The following is a 15,297-nucleotide window of genomic DNA, read 5'->3' as shown; positions in this document are numbered from 1 at the left end:
GCGGGAACCGCTTTCGCGCGGCCGGCGTCCCTGCAAATGCCGGCAGCGCCCGACCGGCTATAAGAGACCCGATCCCCACCTTTTTTCCGGTCCGGTCGCTTGCACTCGCCGGGGTTCCGGGCAATGGTGCCGAGGTTCCTCACCAAAGCGAGCGGCGGTCCTTTCCGTGGCCAAATCGAACACGCGCGGAGCGCTTCTTGCCCTGCTGGCCTTCGCGATCTACGCGACCCACGATGTCGTGGTGAAGGTGCTGGGCCGCGACTATACCGCCGTCCAGATCCTTTTCTTCGCGACGCTTCTGGGCTTTCCGCTCGCCTCGATGATGCTGATGCGCGACAGGGCGGACGGGAACCTTCGGCCCCGCCATCCCTGGTGGGTGCTGCTGCGCACCTGCTGCATCGTGACGACGGGCCTCTGCGCCTTCTACGCCTTCTCGGTGCTGCCGCTGGCGCAGACCTACGCCATCCTCTTCACCATGCCGCTCCTTGTCACGCTGCTGGCCATCCCGCTCCTGGGCGAGACCATTGGGCTCCACCGGGGCGCGGCCATCGCGACCGGCCTCGTGGGCGTGCTCATCGTGCTGCGCCCGGGGGCGGAGCCGCTCAGCCTCGGACATGCCGCGGCGCTGCTCGCGGCCGTCACCTCGTCGCTGGGCTCCGTCATCGTGCGCAAGATCGGGCAGGACGAGCGGTCGGTCGTGCTGCTCCTCTATCCGATGGTGGCGAACTTCTTCGTGCTCGGCGCGGCGCTGCCCTTCGTCTACCGCCCGATGCCGGTCGAGCATCTGGGGATGATGGGCATCATCGCCGCCTTCAGCTTCGTGGCCATGCTGCTCACGATCACCGCCTACCGGATGGCCGAGGCCGTGATCGTGGCGCCGATGCAATATTCGCAGATGGTCTGGGCCGCGATCTTCGGCTGGCTCATCTTCGGCGAGCGGTCCGACGTCTGGACCTGGGTCGGGGCGGGGGTCATCATCGCGAGCGGCCTCTATATCGTGGGCCGCGAATCGCGCCGCAACGTGTCGGAGAACCGTCCGGCGAGCCAGACGCGCCTGCGGCCCGAAGTGGGTCTCATGCCGCGCCTTCTGCGCCGCCGCGAGACGCGAGACACTCCGTAGCGAATTGCGTTCGGACCCCCTTGCATTCGTGTGCGCGACCCTATAATCCGCACGCCAAGGTCGGAGCGTAGCGCAGCCTGGTAGCGCACCTGCTTCGGGAGCAGGGGGTCGGAGGTTCGAATCCTCTCGCTCCGACCAATTTCCCGACAAGACATCCCGGACAGTTTGCCCGTCGGGCCAGAGAGCCTTCTCTCGGGCCGCTCGGGCGGGCCGTCCGCTGTGCGCCCCCGATCCCTGACCTGTCTGTCGGGCTCTGCCGCCGGCTTGCCGCGGCGGGCCCTCTGGCTCCGCGCCGCCACTCCGGCTTTCAGCGCGCCGGATCCCCCGTCCCGCCGCCAGTCGCGACTCCGGCGACCTCGGCGGGGCAGACAGGCGTCAGGCGCGGGGCCGCGGCCTTCTCAGCGCGTGAGCGTGCCGAGGATCGCATATCCCCCGCTGAGGGACCGGTATTCGGCATAGCCTCCGATCCCGAGCGCCGTCTCGCCCAGGGCCGTGCCCAGATCGTCGCGCGGAGTGACATGGAAGCGCCCGATCCAGCCGCGCAGGCCGGCGCGGGCCCAGCCGGGCAGGCCCGCCTGATCGCCGAAGTCGACGACATGCAGCCGGCCCCCCGGTACGAGATGCCGCGCCGCCTCGCGCAGGGCTTCCCGCCAGTCGGGGATCATCGAGAGCGCGTAGGAGAGGACGATCCGCTCGAACCGGTCGGTGCCGAAGAGGGGCAGGGCCTCGAACCGGGTGGCGTCGCCCAAGGCCAGCGTCGCGCGCCGGCCGAGACGGGCCCGGGCCGAAGACAGCATCTCCTGCGAGATGTCCAGCCCCGAGAGCCGGCAGCCGGGCCAGCGCCGGCCGATCAGGTCGAGGTTGCGCCCCGTGCCGCAGGCGATCTCGAGCACCCGGGCGCCGTGGGGCGGGGCCAGCTCTGCGATCAGCCGGTCCCTGCCGAGCAGGAAGTGCCGCCGCGTGACATCGTAGATCCGGCGCTGGTGGCGGTAGGTTGCGTCCATCAGCGCTGCATGGGTGGCGTCGGTCATGCGTCCCTCCGCCGGTAGAGGTGGAAGCCGCCGTAGATCGCCGAGCGGTCGGCGGCGAGGCCCGCCTGTCCCGCCGCCCGATCGGCGCGCCAGCGTCCGAGGATCTCCTCGGGCACCCGGCCGGGCAGAAGGTCGGCCGCCCCGCCGGTGCGGAAGATCACCCGCGCGCCCGGCGCCGCGGTGCGCGTCACCTGGCCCCAGAGCGCGGTGAGCTGCGCGTCCGTCATCCAGTCCTGCGCATCGAGCAGGTTGAAGCCGTGGATGCTCTCCTCAGGTTCGGCGGCGAGCGCCTCGGTCAGGCTGCGGTTCTCGATCTGCACCCGGCCCGCGGTGTCGCGCAGCGTCTCGAAGGCGGTGGGCTCGAGATAGGGCGGCAGCGCGCCCTCGCCGGGCAGCGGATAGCGTCGGGCAATGGCCTGGAAGGCGAAATAGTTCTCGCGCAGGGGGAAGTCGCAGAGCAGCCGGTGCAGGCGCTGGCGCAGCACCGGCAGCACGTCGCCGTCTCCGTCGCCTGCCAGAAGCGCATATTGCGCGGGCGGGATCCCCAGCCCGAAGAGCGCGGCCGGCCGCCGGGCCAGCGCCTGCACCACGGGCGCCTCGAAGAGCGGCCCGATATGGGCGTAGAAGAAGGTGCGCTGCGCCTCGATGTCGGGACAGTCGAGAAAGCCCCGGAGGTCGGTGCCCGCGGCCCGCGCGAGCCTGTGCGCTGCGCCGATGAAGCGGCCGAGGGCGCCGTGCCGGTAGAAGCCGCGCTCGAACAGCTGGATGCGGCGGCCGAAGGGGCTGCGCGTTTCCCAGTAGCGGCGGCTCTGGCTGTCGAGCGCGGGCGCGATGTGGCGGTCGTAGAGGGCCGCATTGCCGGGCAGGTCCGCGCGACCGAAGAGATCGAAGAAGGCGGCATGGTCGGGCAGCGTCCGCGCGGCGGCCAGCTTCAGCCGCCCCAGCGCCACATGGGCGGGCGAGAGATCGACGGCGAGGATCGAGCCCGGCCCCTGCGTGAGATAGGAGAGCACGTTGCAGCCGCCCGAGGCGATGGCCACCAGCCGCTCCCCGGGGCGGATGGCGAGGGCCGCCATGTCCACCGCCGGATCCTCCCAGATCTGCGGATAGACGAGGCCGTGGAAGAGGCGCGAGAACATCCGCTCCATCAGACCTTCGGCGCTGAGAAGCGGCGTGCGGTGCACGGCGGCGCCGATCTGGCGGGCGACCGGCGGGGCGGGCAGGCGGGTCAGGGCGAACTGCGTCACTGGAACATCTCCGGAAGGGCTGCCGCGCCTTCTACGCCCGCCACGCAACGGGAGCGTGACGAGCGGGCAGGCATGGCGCGCCCGATCCGCCCGGCGCCGCCCTGGGAGGATAGCGGCCCGCTCCCGATGGGCGGGCGGGCCACCGCCATGTCCGTGGGCTGCCACGCCCTCCCGGGCGCTGCCGAGGGACAGCCCTGGCACGGAAAACCGCGCCGGGGGCTTCCCATCCGCTTCCCAGCGCTAGCTGGTGGGGCAGACGGGGCACGGAGGGCGCGTGAGAGGGACGCAGAGCGAGACGGGGAGGCAGCTGGCGCCGGGGCTCCTGCCCCTCGCGGTCGGCCTCGCCGCCCTCGCGGGGCTCTGGGGCGGGCCGCTGCCCGACCTCGCGCGGGTCTCCTTCGTCTGGCACATGATGCTGCATCTCGGCGTGATCCTCGGCGCGGCGCCGCTGATCGCGCTGGGCCTCGCCCGGCTTGCGCCGCTGCGGACGGCCTGGCCCGTCCTGTTCGCGGGCGCGGCCTCGCTGCTCGAACTGGCCGTGGTCTGGGGCTGGCACGCGCCGCGGCTGCACGAGGCGGCGGCGCTCGATCCCACCCTTTTCCGCATCCAGCAGGCGACCTTCCTCGGGGCGGGCGTGCTGGTCTGGTTGCCGGGCCTCGCGCCGGGACGGGCCGCCGCCGGAGCGGGTCTCCTCGCCATGCTCTTCTCGCTCATGCACATGACGATGCTGGGCGTGCTGCTCACGCTCTCGCCGCGCCTCCTCTATGCGCCCGAGATCTGTGGCACGGCCTTCGGGCTCGCGCCGCTCGACACCCAGCGGCTCGGCGGCGCGATGATGGCCGTGGCAGGCCTCGGGCCCTATCTGGTGGGCGCGGGGGTCTTCACCATGCGCCTCACCCGCGAGGGCCCGGAGGACTGAGCCCTCAGCGCAGCCGCCACATGGCCGCGATATAGGAGGCCGTCATCAGGTCGAGATGCGCCCCGCCGCCGTTCTTGGCCAGCGTGATCTCCTCGTCCGAGCGGCGGGCATAAAGGCCGGAGGCCAGATCGTAATAATCCGCGCGGATGTCGGCCTCGGTGAGGATCCCGCGGTCGAGAGGGTCCTGGATCTCGCCGATATGGCCGATGGTGGTCTTGCGCGAATCGACGAAGACCGTGGCGCGCCGCAGCGCCTCGTCGTCCACCTCGCGCATGTCGGGCCTATAGGCGCCGATCAGGTCGAGGTGGGTGCCGGGCTTCAGCCATTCGCCCTTCACCACCGGCACCTGGCTCATCGTGGCGGTGCAGATGATGTCCGCCGCCCGCACCGCCGCCTCCAGATCCTCGGTCGCCCGCACCCGGGGCCCCTCCATGGCCCGCGCCTTGTCCGCGGACCGGTTCCAGACCGTGAAGCGCGCGTCGGGAAAGTGGCTTCCGTAGGCCTCGATCATCGAGCGCGCCACATGGCCCGCGCCCACCAGCAGGATCTCGCGGCTGTCGCGCCGGGCGAGCGTCTTCGCCGCCAGCAGGCTGTCGCCGGCCGTCTTCCATTTGGTCACGAGGTGGAAATCGACCAGCGCCTCGAGCGTGCCGTCGCGGTCGGAATAGAGCGTCACCGCGCCGTTGACGGTGGGCTTGCCCGCGGCGCCGTTGCCCGGGAAGATGGTCGCCGTCTTCACGAGCTGGCCCAGCCCGTCGATCCAGGCCGCGCGCGACAGCACCGTGTCCTTGCCGCGGTAGAGGAAGATGTCGGCCACCTCGGCCCGCGGCAGCTTGTGGCCCTGCGTCAGCGCCGTCGTCAGCCCGTCCCAGCTCAGATGGGCCTCGGCCTCCGGGCCGATGATCTCGATAGTCATGATCCTGCCTCGCTTCCTCCGGCGGCGGAGCGGCCCGCCTCCTGTGCCTTGCGCATCGCACGTTCCAGCGCGTCGAGAAAGCGCGACCGGTCGGCCTTCGAGAAGGGCCGGCCGCCGCCCTGCCGGAACGGATCGGCCGAGCGCAGATCGGCCATCAGATCGCGCGTGGCCAGCGCATTGCCGATGTTGGCCCGCGTCAGCGTCTCGCCGTTCGGCTTCACCACCAGCGCCCCCGCCGCCACGACCTTCGCGGCGAGCGGGATGTCCGAGGTCACCACCACATCGCCGGTCCGCGCCCGGTCGGCGATCCACATGTCGGCCACGTCCGGCCCCTCGGGCACGAAGATGCTCTCGACCAGCGGATGCGCCGGGGGCCGGATGCCGCCGTTCGACACGAGGAACATCCGCACCCCGTGCCGCACGGCGACCCGCTCCGCCTCGGCCTTCACCGGGCAGGCGTCGGCGTCGATGTAGAGGTCAGTCATAGAGCGCTTCGGCGTGGAACTGGATGTGGTCCTCCATGAAGGTCGAGACGAAGAAGTAGCTGTGGTCGTAGCCCGGCTGCATCCGCAGGATGCCCTGCTGCCGGCGCGCCATCATCGCCTCGGCCAGCGCCTCGGGCTTCAGCGCGTCGAGGAACTGGTCGGAGGCGCCCTGATCGATCAGGATCGGCCCGTCGAAGCCGCGCTTCCTCATCAGCAGGACCGAATCGTGCGGCGCCCATTTGCTCTCGTCGGTCCCGAGATAGGCGGTCAGCTGCTTGCGCCCCCAGTCCGAGGCGGTGGGGTGGGTGATCGGCGCGAAGGCCGAGACCGAGCGGAACCGTCCCGGGAAGCTCATCGCGACGGTGAGCGCGCCGTGGCCCCCCATCGAATGGCCCATGATCGACTGCCGGCTCTCGTCGAGCGGGAAGGCCGAGAAGAGGACGCGGGGCAGGTCCTCGGTGATATAGTCCCACATGCGGAAGTTCGTGGACCAGGGCGCCTCGGTGGCGTTGACATAGAAGCCCGCGCCTTGCCCCAGCGCGTAATTCTCGTCGTCGGGCACGCCCTCGCCGCGGGGCGAGGTATCGGGAAAGACCAGCGCCAGCCCCTCCTGCGCCGCCCATTTCTGCGCGCCCGCCTTCACCATCGCATTCTCGTGGGTGCAGGTGAGGCCCGAGAGATACCAGACCAGCGGCACCGCCTCGTTCTCCGCCTCCGGCGGCAGGAACAGGCCGAAGGTCATGTCGCAGCCGGTGACCTGCGACGTGTGGCTGTAGACGCCCTGCGTGCCGCCGAAGCAGCGGCTCTCGGATAGGGTCTTCATGGTGGTCTCCTCTCCTCAGAAGGTCGTGACCCAGGCGATCACGCCGGTGATGGTCAGGATGCTGACCGCGGTGGAAATCAGGATCGAGGCCGAGACGCGCTGCGGCGCGACCCCGTAATGCTGTGCCAGAATATAGACGTTGCCGGCGACCGGCAGGGCCGCCGCGGCGATCATCACGCCGGCGGCCTGCCGCTCGACGGGAAAGATCGCGAGGGCCGCGACCGCCACGGACAGGGGATGCAGCACGAGCTTGCAGAACGAGAGCCAGGCCGCGATCTCGATCCGCTCCGCCGACTTGCCGGCGAGCGAGGCGCCGATGGCGAAGAGCGCGCCGGGCGTCGCCGCCCCGCCCAGAAGCGCCAGAAACTCGTTCACGGGGTCCGGCACCGGGGCGCCGGTGGCCGACCAGCCGAGGCCCGCGACCATCGAGACGATCATCGGGTTGCGCAAGAGCCCCAGCGCCAGCACCTTCCCCACGCGCAGGCTCATGTGGCCCTCGCGCTTGCCGGTGATGATGAGGGTGATGAGCGAGGAGAAGAAGATGAGGTCGATGGAGAGAATCATCAGCACCGGCCCCGCCGCGCCGGCGCCGAGGAGCAGCACCAGCATCGGCACGCCGAGGAACCCCGTGTTGCCGATGACCGCGCATTGCGCCTCCATGGCCGCCACCTCGGTGCCCACCCCCCGCATCCGGGCCACCAGCGTGGCCAGAAGATAGACCGCCCCCGACCCAGCCAGATAGGCCGCGACGAAGGGCAGCGACCAGATCTCCGCGAGCGAGAGATTGGCGGCAAAGCGGAACAGCATGGCCGAGAGGGCGAAGTAGAACACGAATTTCGTGAGCCATGCCGTCGCCTCCGGCGTGAACATCCGCATGCGCCCGGCCATGTAGCCCGTGCCGATCAGTGCGAAGAAGGGCAGGGTCTCGAGAAGGACGGGCAGCATCGCAGGCTTTCGGCTCGGGTCGCCGCCAAGGTTTCACGCCCCTCCGCCGGATGCAAGCTCGGCCAATCGTCGGAGGCGCCCCGCATCGCCCCCGCAATCGCCCTCCCGCCTCCGCCGCATCCCCGATCCGGGACGGCCGCCGCCTTCCGCCCCCGCCCCCATCGCCTTCACTCTGCCCAAATATCCCCGGGGGAGTCTCCGGCATGGCCGGAGACGGGGGCAGGCAGCCCCCGCCGCCCGCGGCCCCGGGCTCAGCCGAAGCCGATCAGGATCCCCGCCGCCAGCACGAGCCCGCCGCCCAGCACGACCTGCAGCGCCGCCCGCAGGAAGGGCGTCTCCATGTAACGGTTCTGGATCCAGGCGATGGCCCAGAGCTCGAAGAACACCACCGCGATGGCAAGGCCGGTGGCCCAGGCGAAATCCGGGATCAGATAGGGCAGCGCATGGCCGAGCCCGCCCGCCGTCGTCATCACCCCCGAGGCCAGCCCCCGCTTCCAGGGCGCGCCGCGCCCCGAGAGCACGCCATCGTCGTGGGCCGCCTCGGTGAAGCCCATCGAGATGCCCGCGCCCACCGAGGCCGCCAGCGCGACCTGGAAGGTGGTGGCCGGATCCTGCGTCGCGAAGGCCGTGGCGAAGATGGGCGCCAGCGTCGAGACCGAGCCGTCCATCAGCCCGGCGAGGCCCGGCTGCACCCAGGTCAGGATGAACTGCCGCCGCGCGGTCTCGTCCTCCGCGGCGGTCGCCTCGTCGGTCAGGTGCTCCTCGGCCAGCCTCTCGGTCCGATGCTCGTGCCCTGCCTCGGCGGCGGCGAGATCGCCCAGAAGCCTGCGCGTCGAGGCATCCGTCACATGCCGCGCCGCCGTCTCGTAGAAGCTGCGGGCGGCATTCTCCATCTCCCAGGCCTCGCGCCTCACCCGCTCGAGCGGCAGCGTCTCGAGCAGCCAGACGGGCTTGCGGGACGGATATCCTTCGACATGCTCGCGCCGGATCAGCGGGATCGTCTCGCCGAAACGGTCGCGGAAGGTGCCGATCAGACGGCGGCGGTGGCCGTCCTCCTCCTCGGCCATCGCCTCGAACAGGGCCGCGGTGGCGGGATAGGGCGCGCGCAGCCGGTCGGCATAGGAGCGGTAGATACGGGCATCGTCTTCTTCCGACGAGATCGCCAGCGCGAGGATCTCGGCGTCGGACAGATCGCGGAAGCGCCGCCGGCTGGAGAATGAGGAGAACATGGGTCACCTTTTTAGAGTCATTCTAAATTACCGGACGGGAGCGCCTGCGACAAGGTGGCAAAAGCGCCCGAACTGAACCGTATCGTTCACTTCTCGCTTGCCCGGATCCGCGACTCACGGCAGGATCGAAACTGAACCGAGTGGTTCAGAATGAGAGAGATTGAGATGAAACGGCTGACCCTGACGCTTGCCACCCTGACTCTCGTGCTCGGTCTGGCGGCCCCGTCCTTCGCCCTGCCGCTGGACATTCCGCACCTCACCTGGCCCGACAGCTGCACGACCTGCGGCCGCTGACCTTGCGGCGCCTCCTGTCCGGCGCCTAAGCTCGCCGGCAGGAGGAGCCCGATGCCCGCTGAGACGCCCCCGGCCCGCAAGGGCCGCAAGATGCCCCAGGTTCTCGAGGGCGCGCGCACGATCTTCCTGCGGGACGGGTTCGAGGGGGCCAGCGTCGACGACATCGCCCGCGCGGCGGGCGTGTCCAAGGCCACGCTCTACAGCTACTTCCCGGACAAGCGGCTGCTGTTTCTCGAGGTGGCCAAGGCCGAATGCCTGCGTCAGGCCGAGGAGGCGGTGGCGCTCATCACCGCCGATCTCGCGCCCCGGGCCGTGCTGACGCTCGCCGCCACCCGCATCGTGGCCTTCGTGCTCTCGGATTTCGGCATTCGCACCTATCGGATCTGCGTGGCCGAGGCCGACCGCTTCCCCGAGCTCGGGCACGAATTCTACGAAAGCGGCCCGGCGCTCGTCCGGCAGCGGATCGTGGACTATCTCGCGCAGGCCGTGGGCCGGGGCGAGCTTATCATCTACGATCTCGAGCTGGCGGCCGACCAGTTCGCCGAGCTCTGCAAGGCGGATCTCTTCAACCGCATCGTCTTCGGCGTGGGCAGCGCCGTGGGCGAGCCGGAGCGGCAGAAGGTGGCCCGGGGCGCGGTCGAGATGTTCCTCGCCCGCTACGCGCCCCGCCCCTGAGGCGACGCCTCAGGAGATCCGGCGGGCGCGGACCTCACAGATCGAAGGTGGCGAAGACCGGCGCATGGTCCGACGGTTGCAGCCATCCCCGCGCCGCCTTGAGGATGCGGCTGCCATGGGCGGCATTGACGATGTCGGGCGTGGCCCAGATATGATCGAGCCGCCGCCCCTTGTCGGCCGCCTCCCAGTCGGGCGAGCGGTAGGACCACCAGGAATAGAGCCGCCCCTCGGGCAGGTCCTTGCGGGTCACGTCGATCCAGGCGCCCGCCTCCATCAGCGCATTCAGATGGTCCACCTCGATCGGCGTGTGGCTCACGATCTTCAGCAGGGACTTGTGGTTCCAGACATCGTCCTCGCGCGGGGCGATGTTCAGATCGCCCACGAGGATCGCCTTCTTCGGCGTGTCGGCCCGGCACCAGTCGCGCATCCGCGTCAGGTAATCGAGCTTCTGGCCGAACTTCACATTCTGCTCGCGGTCGGGGATGTCGCCGCCGGCGGGGACATAGCAATTGTGGATCGTCACGCCGTTCTCGAGCGCGGCCGACACATGCCGCGCATGGCCCAGATCGGCGAAATCATGGTCGCCCGCATCCACCAGCGGCAGCTTCGACAGGATCGCCACGCCGTTGTAGCTCTTCTGTCCGCGCGCCACGCACCAGTGGTAGCCGAGCGCCCGGAAGGCCTCGAGCGGCATCTTCTCGACCGGGCTCTTGCATTCCTGCAGGCAGAGGATGTCGGGCATCTCCTCCGTCAGCAGCCGCGAGACCAGCGCCTCGCGCAGGCGGACCGAGTTGATGTTCCAGGTGGCGAGGGTGAAGGTCATGGCAGGCTCCGGTCTGAGGCCCCCTTCCTAGCCCGCCGGGCGCGAGGGGTCCACCGTCCGCCCGAGGGCCCGGTCACTCACGAAGCGCGAATAGCGGGGCGCGCGCAGCGCAAAAAAAGGCCGGGCACGAGGCCCGGCCAGATCCAACAGGGAGGGTCCGTGTCTCTAACCCCGACACGGGAGGGAACTCGCGCAGCGGGCGAGCCCGCCTTCTCTACTGTCTTTATATGATAGGAGTGTGATCCTTAATTTGATCTCACGCAACAAGCCTGTATCCGCCGGACTCCGTGACGAGAAGACGCGCATTCGAGGGGTCGGGCTCGATCTTCTGGCGCAACCTGTAGATGTGCGTCTCTAGCGTGTGGGTTGTAACGCCCGCGTTGTAGCCCCAAACCTCGTGGAGAAGCCCCTCTCGAGCCACAACACCTTGTGAGGCGCGGTAGAGGAACTTCAAGATGTTGGTTTCCTTCTCCGTCAGCCGGATCTTGCGTTCCTTTTCGTCGACCAGCATCTTCTGGGCCGGCCGGAAGCTGTAGGGGCCGAGCTGGAAGATTGCATCCTCTGATTGTTCGTGCGCACGAAGTTGCGCCCTGATGCGCGCGAGCAACACCGGAAACTTGAAGGGCTTCGTCACATAGTCGTTCGCGCCCGCATCGAGGCCCAGAATGGTGTCGCTGTCCGAATCATGCCCCGTGAGCATCAGCACCGGACATTTCACGCCGGCCTTGCGCATCCGCCGGCACAGCTCGCGCCCGTCGGTGTCCGGCAGGCCCACATCGAGGATCACGAGGTCGTAGAGGCCCGCCTTGGCCTTCTCCATGCCTTCGGCCCCCGAGGCGGCCTCGAACACGTCGAAATCCTCGGTCATCACCAGCTGTTCGCTCAGCGCCTCGCGAAGGTCGTCGTCATCGTCCACCAAGAGGATCTTCTTCAGGGAAGCCATCGGTCACTCCTTCGTTCGTGCCGATCACATGTGCGTGCCTGCCCCACAGGGCAAGATTTGCTGCGGATTTCTCACGCGCTCGTGTCGCAAGAGGGCGGAATGTTTCAATTTCCTGCAAAGCTGGCTAGGAAGAAGCGGAAAGGAACCCTCCCATGTCGCTCTCGCTTGGCATCGTCGAACGCCTGAACCGCGCCCGGGGCGATCTCCGGATGGGCGTGCCCGTGGTGCTGACCGAAGACGGGGCGGGCGCGGTGGCCGTGGCCGTCGAGGCGCTGGAGCCCGGCCGGCTGGCCGACCTGCGGCTTCTGGGCGAGCCCGTGCTCGCCATCACCGCGCGGCGCGCCGAGACGCTGAAGGCCCGGGTCTATGACGACGATCTCGCCCGGATCGAGCTGCCGGATGCCGCGGGGATCGAGTGGCTGCGGGCGGTGGCCGATCCTGCCGACGATCTGCGCCTGCCGATGAAGGGGCCGCTGCGCGCCCTGCGGGGCGGCGGGGCGGGTCTCGCCCGCGCAGCGCTCGCGCTCGCGAAATCGGCCCATCTCCTGCCGGCCGCCGTGCTCGTGCCGGTGGCCGATCCGCTGCGCCTCGCAGCCCTGCACGCGCTGACCCTCCTGCCGCTCGAGGAGGCGAGAGCGGAGCTCAGCCGCGGCTCGCCCCTGCATCCGGTCGTGTCGGCGCGGGTGCCGATGGTCGCTTCGCAGGCGGGCCGCGTGCATGTCTTCCGCCCCGAGGACGGCGGCGAAGAGCATTACGCCATCGAGATCGGCAGGCCCGACCGCGGCCAGCCCGTGCTCGCGCGGCTCCATTCGGCCTGCTTCACGGGCGACGTGCTGGGCAGCCTCAAGTGCGACTGCGGCCCGCAGCTCCGCTCCGCGCTCGCGCGGATGGGCGAGGAGGGGGCAGGCGTGCTCCTCTATCTCAATCAGGAGGGGCGGGGCATCGGGCTTGCCAACAAGATGCGTGCCTATTCCTTGCAGGATCAGGGGTTCGACACGGTCGAGGCGAACCACCGGCTCGGCTTCGAGGATGACGAGCGCGACTTCCGCATCGGCGCGGGCATCCTGCGCCAGATGGGCTTTGCCGCGGTGCGGCTGCTGACCAACAACCCGGCCAAGATCCGCATGATGGAGGCCAACGGCATCCGCGTGACCGAGCGCGTGCCGCTGCATGTCGGCCGGAACGAGTTCAACGCGGCCTATCTCGCCACCAAGGCCGCCAAGTCGGGGCATCTTGCATGACGGATCTCGTCGTTACCCGCTGGGGCGCCCGGTTCGGACGCCGCTTCCTGCCCTGCGCCATCGGGCGCGGCGGCATCACGGATACGAAGCGCGAGGGGGATGGCGCCACGCCGCGCGGCACCCACCGGATCGCGGGGCTCCTCTACCGCCCGGACCGCATCGCCGCCTCGGAGCTGCCCGACTGGGCGCTGCCCTTCGGGCCCGCGGATCTGTGGTCCGACGATCCGCGCGACGTGGATTACAACCAGATGGTCCGCGCGCCCTACGCCCCCAGCCACGAGCGGCTGAGCCGGCCCGATCCGCTCTATGACGTGATCCTGCTCACCGACTGGAACTGGCCCGAGGCGGTGCCGGGGCGCGGCTCGGCGATCTTCCTGCACACCTGGCGCCGGCCGCGCCATCCCACGGCAGGCTGCGTGGCCTTCGCGCGCCGCGATCTCCTGTGGCTCGCGCGGAGCCTCACGCCCGAGAGCCGGCTGGTCGTGCGCTGAACGACCGGCCCCCGGCGCCTCAGCCGCGGGCCTGCCCGGAATAGTCCCGCGCCCCGAAGATGGCCGAGCCCACGCGGACATGGGTGGCGCCTGCCGCGATGGCCGCCTCGAAATCGCCGCTCATGCCCATCGAGAGACCCCGAAGCCCGTTCCGCGCCGCAATCGCGGCAAGGAGCGCGAAATGGGGCGCGCTGTCACAGCCCTCGGGCGGGATGCACATGAGGCCCTCGACCGGCAGATCCATCCCGCGGCAGGTCGCGACGAACCCGTCGGCGTCGGAGGGCAGGACGCCCGCCTTCTGCGGCTCCTCGCCCGAGTTCACCTGCACGAAGAGCCGCGGACAGGCGCCCCGCTCCTGCGCCAGCCGGGCGAGCTTCTCGGCCAGGGACGGCCGGTCGAGCGTGTGGATCGCCTCGAAGAGGCCCATGGCCACCTTCGCCTTGTTGGTCTGGAGCGGCCCGATCATGTGGACGGAGAGCGCGCCGAACCGCTCGCGCAGCGCCGGCCACTTGCCCTGCGCCTCCTGCACATAGTTCTCGCCGAAGATCCGGTGGCCCGCCTCGAGCACGGCCACCACCCGCTCGAGCGGCTGGACCTTCGAGACGGCGATCAGCTCGACAGAGCCCGGCGCCCGGCCGGCGGCGGCCTCGGCGGCCGCGATGCGGGTCTGGATCGTCTCAAGCATGTCGGCCCTCCAGCGCGTCGGTAAAGTCCTTCAGTTCCTCCGCATGCCGTTCCCAGGCGCGGGTCGAGCTGCGATAGATCGGCTGGCGCACCTGATAGAGGCTCAGCGTCTGCCCCCGCCGCTTGTTCTCGTGGAAGCTGAGGCAGGCCTCCTCCCACGGCAGGCCGCAGGCGGCGATCAGGCGGCGCGACTGCTCCTCGGGATGGTCCACCAGCTCCTCATACTGGATCTCGTGGAAACCGCCCGGCAGCTTCTCTCGCCAGAAATCGATCAGCTCCTCGAACATGCGGAAATAGAGCCCGAGGTCGCGCAGGTCGTAGGCATAGAGATGCGTGTTCTCGGCAAAGACGTTGCGGTAGATCGACAGCGCCGTGTCGCGCGGATCGCGGCGCACGACGACGAACTTCGCCTGCGGCAGCGCCGAGGCGATGAAGCCCATCCAGGCATAGGTCTGGATCGACTTGTCGGTGACCTGCACCGCCTCGGGGAAGCGGCGGCGCATCTCGGCCTCGTAGCGCCGGCCCATGGCCGCCACCTCCGCGCCCGCGATCTCGCTCCAGGCGCGGTAGCGGCCCGCGGGATCGAGGACCACCTTCTGCACCTCGCGCACGGCCACGCCCGCCTCGCCCGCGCCGGTCATGCGGCTGTGGCTCGCGATGATCTGCTCGACCAGCGTGGTGCCAGAGCGCGGCATCCCCGTCACGAAGACCGGGGCGAAGTCGCTCGCCTCCGGGGCAGGGGCGGGGGTGAAGTCGGCAAAGGTGGCGAAGATCCCCTCGAGCTCGGCCCGGCGGCTCGCGATGTCATAGGGATGCGCCTTGCGCATCAGCTGGTTGGCGGGCCTGAGGTAGGTGAACAGGCTCTCGGGCCGCTTCAGGTCGTCCATCGCCTTGGCCAGCGCGAAGCCCAGATGCATCCGGTCGGCCTCGGCCGTGGCAGGATCGTCGAAGCGGCGCTGCATCTCGAGGAGCAGCGGATCCTCGGGCGTCATCTTCAGGCTGGCCGACAGGATGCGGTAGAACTCGCCGGTGCCGGGCGAAAGCGCGATGGCGCGCCGCAGAAGCGCCTCGGCCTCGGCGAAGGCGCCGCGGCCCTGCAGAAGCAGCGCCTTCCGCGACAAGAGCATCGCATGATCGGGCTCGCGCGCGAGGCCCGTCTCGTAGGCCGCCGCGGCGCCGGCCTCGTCGCCCTGCATGAGCAGCACCTGTCCCAGCCTGAGCTGGAGGTCGGCCGAGCGATTGCCCGCGGCCTCGGCCGCGCGGAAGGCGGCTTCCGCCTCGGCATAGGCGCGCAGGTCGGTCTGCAGGATGCCGAGCTGGAACTGCGCCTCGGGATGGCGGGGCTCGGCCGCGACCGCGCGCTTGAGCGCCGCCAGCGCCGCGGTCTGCCGCCCCATCCGCGCGAGCGTCACCGCGAGCAGCATCAGCGCC

At 70.0% G+C, this 15,297-nt stretch carries 17 protein-coding genes and 1 tRNA gene; 7 read left to right on the top strand and 11 right to left on the bottom strand.

The features are described 5' to 3' along the window. The first annotated feature begins 166 nt into the window (after positions 1-166). Together A9O63_RS09375 and A9O63_RS09370 are read left to right on the top strand one after the other, a co-directional pair. Entirely contained in the window at positions 167-1,120 is a 954-nt protein-coding gene (locus tag A9O63_RS09375; protein ID WP_069331688.1) for a DMT family transporter, read from the top strand. A 61-nt stretch (positions 1,121-1,181) separates the two neighbouring features. Next, positions 1,182-1,258 (top strand) — tRNA-Pro (locus A9O63_RS09370). 260 nt (positions 1,259-1,518) lie between these two features. Here A9O63_RS09370 and A9O63_RS09365 read toward each other — a convergent pair. Then, positions 1,519-2,151 (bottom strand): class I SAM-dependent methyltransferase, encoded by a 633-nt coding sequence (locus tag A9O63_RS09365; protein WP_069331687.1) that lies wholly within the window; start codon positions 2,149-2,151, stop codon positions 1,519-1,521. Then, entirely contained in the window at positions 2,148-3,398 is a 1,251-nt protein-coding gene (locus tag A9O63_RS09360) for a BtaA family protein (RefSeq protein ID WP_069331686.1), read from the bottom strand. Before A9O63_RS09360 ends, A9O63_RS09365 begins: the two co-directional genes overlap by 4 nt. Positions 3,399-3,672: 274 nt before the next feature. Here A9O63_RS09360 and A9O63_RS09355 point away from each other — a divergent pair, with 274 nt between their 5' ends. Then, complete coding sequence (locus A9O63_RS09355) at positions 3,673-4,317, top strand: cytochrome c oxidase assembly protein (RefSeq protein ID WP_069331685.1); 645 nt, start codon at positions 3,673-3,675, stop codon at positions 4,315-4,317. A gap of 4 nt (positions 4,318-4,321) precedes the next feature. Here the strand turns inward: A9O63_RS09355 and A9O63_RS09350 are convergent, their stop codons facing one another. The 5 genes from A9O63_RS09350 to mbfA all read right to left on the bottom strand — a co-directional run bounded on the left by A9O63_RS09350 (position 4,322) and on the right by mbfA (position 8,715). After that, the gene (locus tag A9O63_RS09350; RefSeq protein ID WP_069331684.1) at positions 4,322-5,233 is read right to left on the bottom strand and encodes an ornithine cyclodeaminase family protein; all 912 of its coding nucleotides are present in this window, start codon (positions 5,231-5,233) and stop codon (positions 4,322-4,324) included. Further along, positions 5,230-5,718 carry a YaiI/YqxD family protein gene (locus A9O63_RS09345; RefSeq protein ID WP_069331683.1) on the bottom strand — a complete coding sequence of 163 codons (489 nt, stop codon included), beginning with the start codon at positions 5,716-5,718 and terminating at the stop codon, positions 5,230-5,232. Before A9O63_RS09345 ends, A9O63_RS09350 begins: the two co-directional genes overlap by 4 nt. Beyond that, positions 5,711-6,541, bottom strand: coding sequence for an S-formylglutathione hydrolase (gene fghA, locus A9O63_RS09340; RefSeq protein ID WP_069331682.1), 831 nt, complete (start codon positions 6,539-6,541; stop codon positions 5,711-5,713). Before fghA ends, A9O63_RS09345 begins: the two co-directional genes overlap by 8 nt. A gap of 15 nt (positions 6,542-6,556) precedes the next feature. Beyond that, on the bottom strand, positions 6,557-7,486 hold the full coding sequence (locus A9O63_RS09335; RefSeq protein ID WP_069331681.1) for an AEC family transporter: 930 nt from the start codon (positions 7,484-7,486) through the stop codon (positions 6,557-6,559). A 251-nt stretch (positions 7,487-7,737) separates the two neighbouring features. Beyond that, positions 7,738-8,715 (bottom strand): iron exporter MbfA, encoded by a 978-nt coding sequence (gene mbfA / locus A9O63_RS09330; RefSeq protein ID WP_069331680.1) that lies wholly within the window; start codon positions 8,713-8,715, stop codon positions 7,738-7,740. Between the two features lie 165 nt (positions 8,716-8,880). On the opposite strand from mbfA, the gene A9O63_RS23530 reads away from it, so the two are divergent. Together A9O63_RS23530 and A9O63_RS09325 are read left to right on the top strand one after the other, a co-directional pair. Then, positions 8,881-9,009: a hypothetical protein gene (locus A9O63_RS23530; protein ID WP_084295740.1), complete on the top strand. Its 129-nt coding sequence runs from the start codon at positions 8,881-8,883 to the stop codon at positions 9,007-9,009. A 51-nt stretch (positions 9,010-9,060) separates the two neighbouring features. Then, positions 9,061-9,684 (top strand): TetR/AcrR family transcriptional regulator, encoded by a 624-nt coding sequence (locus A9O63_RS09325; RefSeq protein WP_069331679.1) that lies wholly within the window; start codon positions 9,061-9,063, stop codon positions 9,682-9,684. Positions 9,685-9,718: 34 nt separating this feature from the next. On the opposite strand, the gene A9O63_RS09320 is transcribed toward A9O63_RS09325, so the two are convergent. Together A9O63_RS09320 and A9O63_RS09315 are read right to left on the bottom strand one after the other, a co-directional pair. Then, complete coding sequence (locus A9O63_RS09320) at positions 9,719-10,507, bottom strand: exodeoxyribonuclease III (protein WP_002721037.1); 789 nt, start codon at positions 10,505-10,507, stop codon at positions 9,719-9,721. A gap of 256 nt (positions 10,508-10,763) precedes the next feature. Next, positions 10,764-11,450, bottom strand: a complete 687-nt coding sequence (locus tag A9O63_RS09315; protein WP_069331678.1) for a response regulator transcription factor — start codon at positions 11,448-11,450, stop codon at positions 10,764-10,766. Positions 11,451-11,602: 152 nt separating this feature from the next. Between A9O63_RS09315 and ribA the strand changes: the two genes are divergently transcribed. Next, positions 11,603-12,691, top strand: coding sequence for a GTP cyclohydrolase II (ribA, locus tag A9O63_RS09310; protein ID WP_069331677.1), 1,089 nt, complete (start codon positions 11,603-11,605; stop codon positions 12,689-12,691). Continuing rightward, entirely contained in the window at positions 12,688-13,182 is a 495-nt protein-coding gene (locus tag A9O63_RS09305) for a L,D-transpeptidase family protein (RefSeq protein ID WP_069331676.1), read from the top strand. The genes ribA and A9O63_RS09305 overlap by 4 nt, the downstream gene beginning before the upstream one ends. A 19-nt stretch (positions 13,183-13,201) precedes the next feature. Here the strand turns inward: A9O63_RS09305 and A9O63_RS09300 are convergent, their stop codons facing one another. Beyond that, the gene (locus A9O63_RS09300) at positions 13,202-13,867 is read right to left on the bottom strand and encodes a YggS family pyridoxal phosphate-dependent enzyme (RefSeq protein ID WP_069331675.1); all 666 of its coding nucleotides are present in this window, start codon (positions 13,865-13,867) and stop codon (positions 13,202-13,204) included. Beyond that, the coding region (locus A9O63_RS09295) for a tetratricopeptide repeat-containing sulfotransferase family protein (RefSeq protein ID WP_069331674.1) at positions 13,860-15,297 on the bottom strand (1,438 nt) is incomplete at its 5' end. The genes A9O63_RS09300 and A9O63_RS09295, both read right to left, overlap by 8 nt.

Origin of the sequence: Cereibacter johrii (assembly GCF_001720585.1) — a bacterium.
In the GTDB taxonomy this organism is placed as follows: Bacteria; Pseudomonadota; Alphaproteobacteria; order Rhodobacterales; family Rhodobacteraceae; genus Cereibacter_A; species Cereibacter_A johrii.
This window is presented reverse-complemented; position numbering and strand designations above follow the sequence as displayed.

Coding starts and splice junctions, on each gene's coding strand:
- A9O63_RS09365 (WP_069331687.1), bottom strand. CDS start 2,151: ATGACCGACGCCACCCATGCAGCGCTGATGGACGCAACCTACCGCCAC.
- A9O63_RS09350 (WP_069331684.1), bottom strand. CDS start 5,233: ATGACTATCGAGATCATCGGCCCGGAGGCCGAGGCCCATCTGAGCTGG.
- A9O63_RS09345 (WP_069331683.1), bottom strand. CDS start 5,718: ATGACTGACCTCTACATCGACGCCGACGCCTGCCCGGTGAAGGCCGAG.
- fghA (WP_069331682.1), bottom strand. CDS start 6,541: ATGAAGACCCTATCCGAGAGCCGCTGCTTCGGCGGCACGCAGGGCGTC.
- A9O63_RS09335 (WP_069331681.1), bottom strand. CDS start 7,486: ATGCTGCCCGTCCTTCTCGAGACCCTGCCCTTCTTCGCACTGATCGGC.
- mbfA (WP_069331680.1), bottom strand. CDS start 8,715: ATGTTCTCCTCATTCTCCAGCCGGCGGCGCTTCCGCGATCTGTCCGAC.
- A9O63_RS23530 (WP_084295740.1), top strand. CDS start 8,881: ATGAAACGGCTGACCCTGACGCTTGCCACCCTGACTCTCGTGCTCGGT.
- A9O63_RS09325 (WP_069331679.1), top strand. CDS start 9,061: ATGCCCGCTGAGACGCCCCCGGCCCGCAAGGGCCGCAAGATGCCCCAG.
- A9O63_RS09320 (WP_002721037.1), bottom strand. CDS start 10,507: ATGACCTTCACCCTCGCCACCTGGAACATCAACTCGGTCCGCCTGCGC.
- A9O63_RS09315 (WP_069331678.1), bottom strand. CDS start 11,450: ATGGCTTCCCTGAAGAAGATCCTCTTGGTGGACGATGACGACGACCTT.
- ribA (WP_069331677.1), top strand. CDS start 11,603: ATGTCGCTCTCGCTTGGCATCGTCGAACGCCTGAACCGCGCCCGGGGC.
- A9O63_RS09305 (WP_069331676.1), top strand. CDS start 12,688: ATGACGGATCTCGTCGTTACCCGCTGGGGCGCCCGGTTCGGACGCCGC.
- A9O63_RS09300 (WP_069331675.1), bottom strand. CDS start 13,867: ATGCTTGAGACGATCCAGACCCGCATCGCGGCCGCCGAGGCCGCCGCC.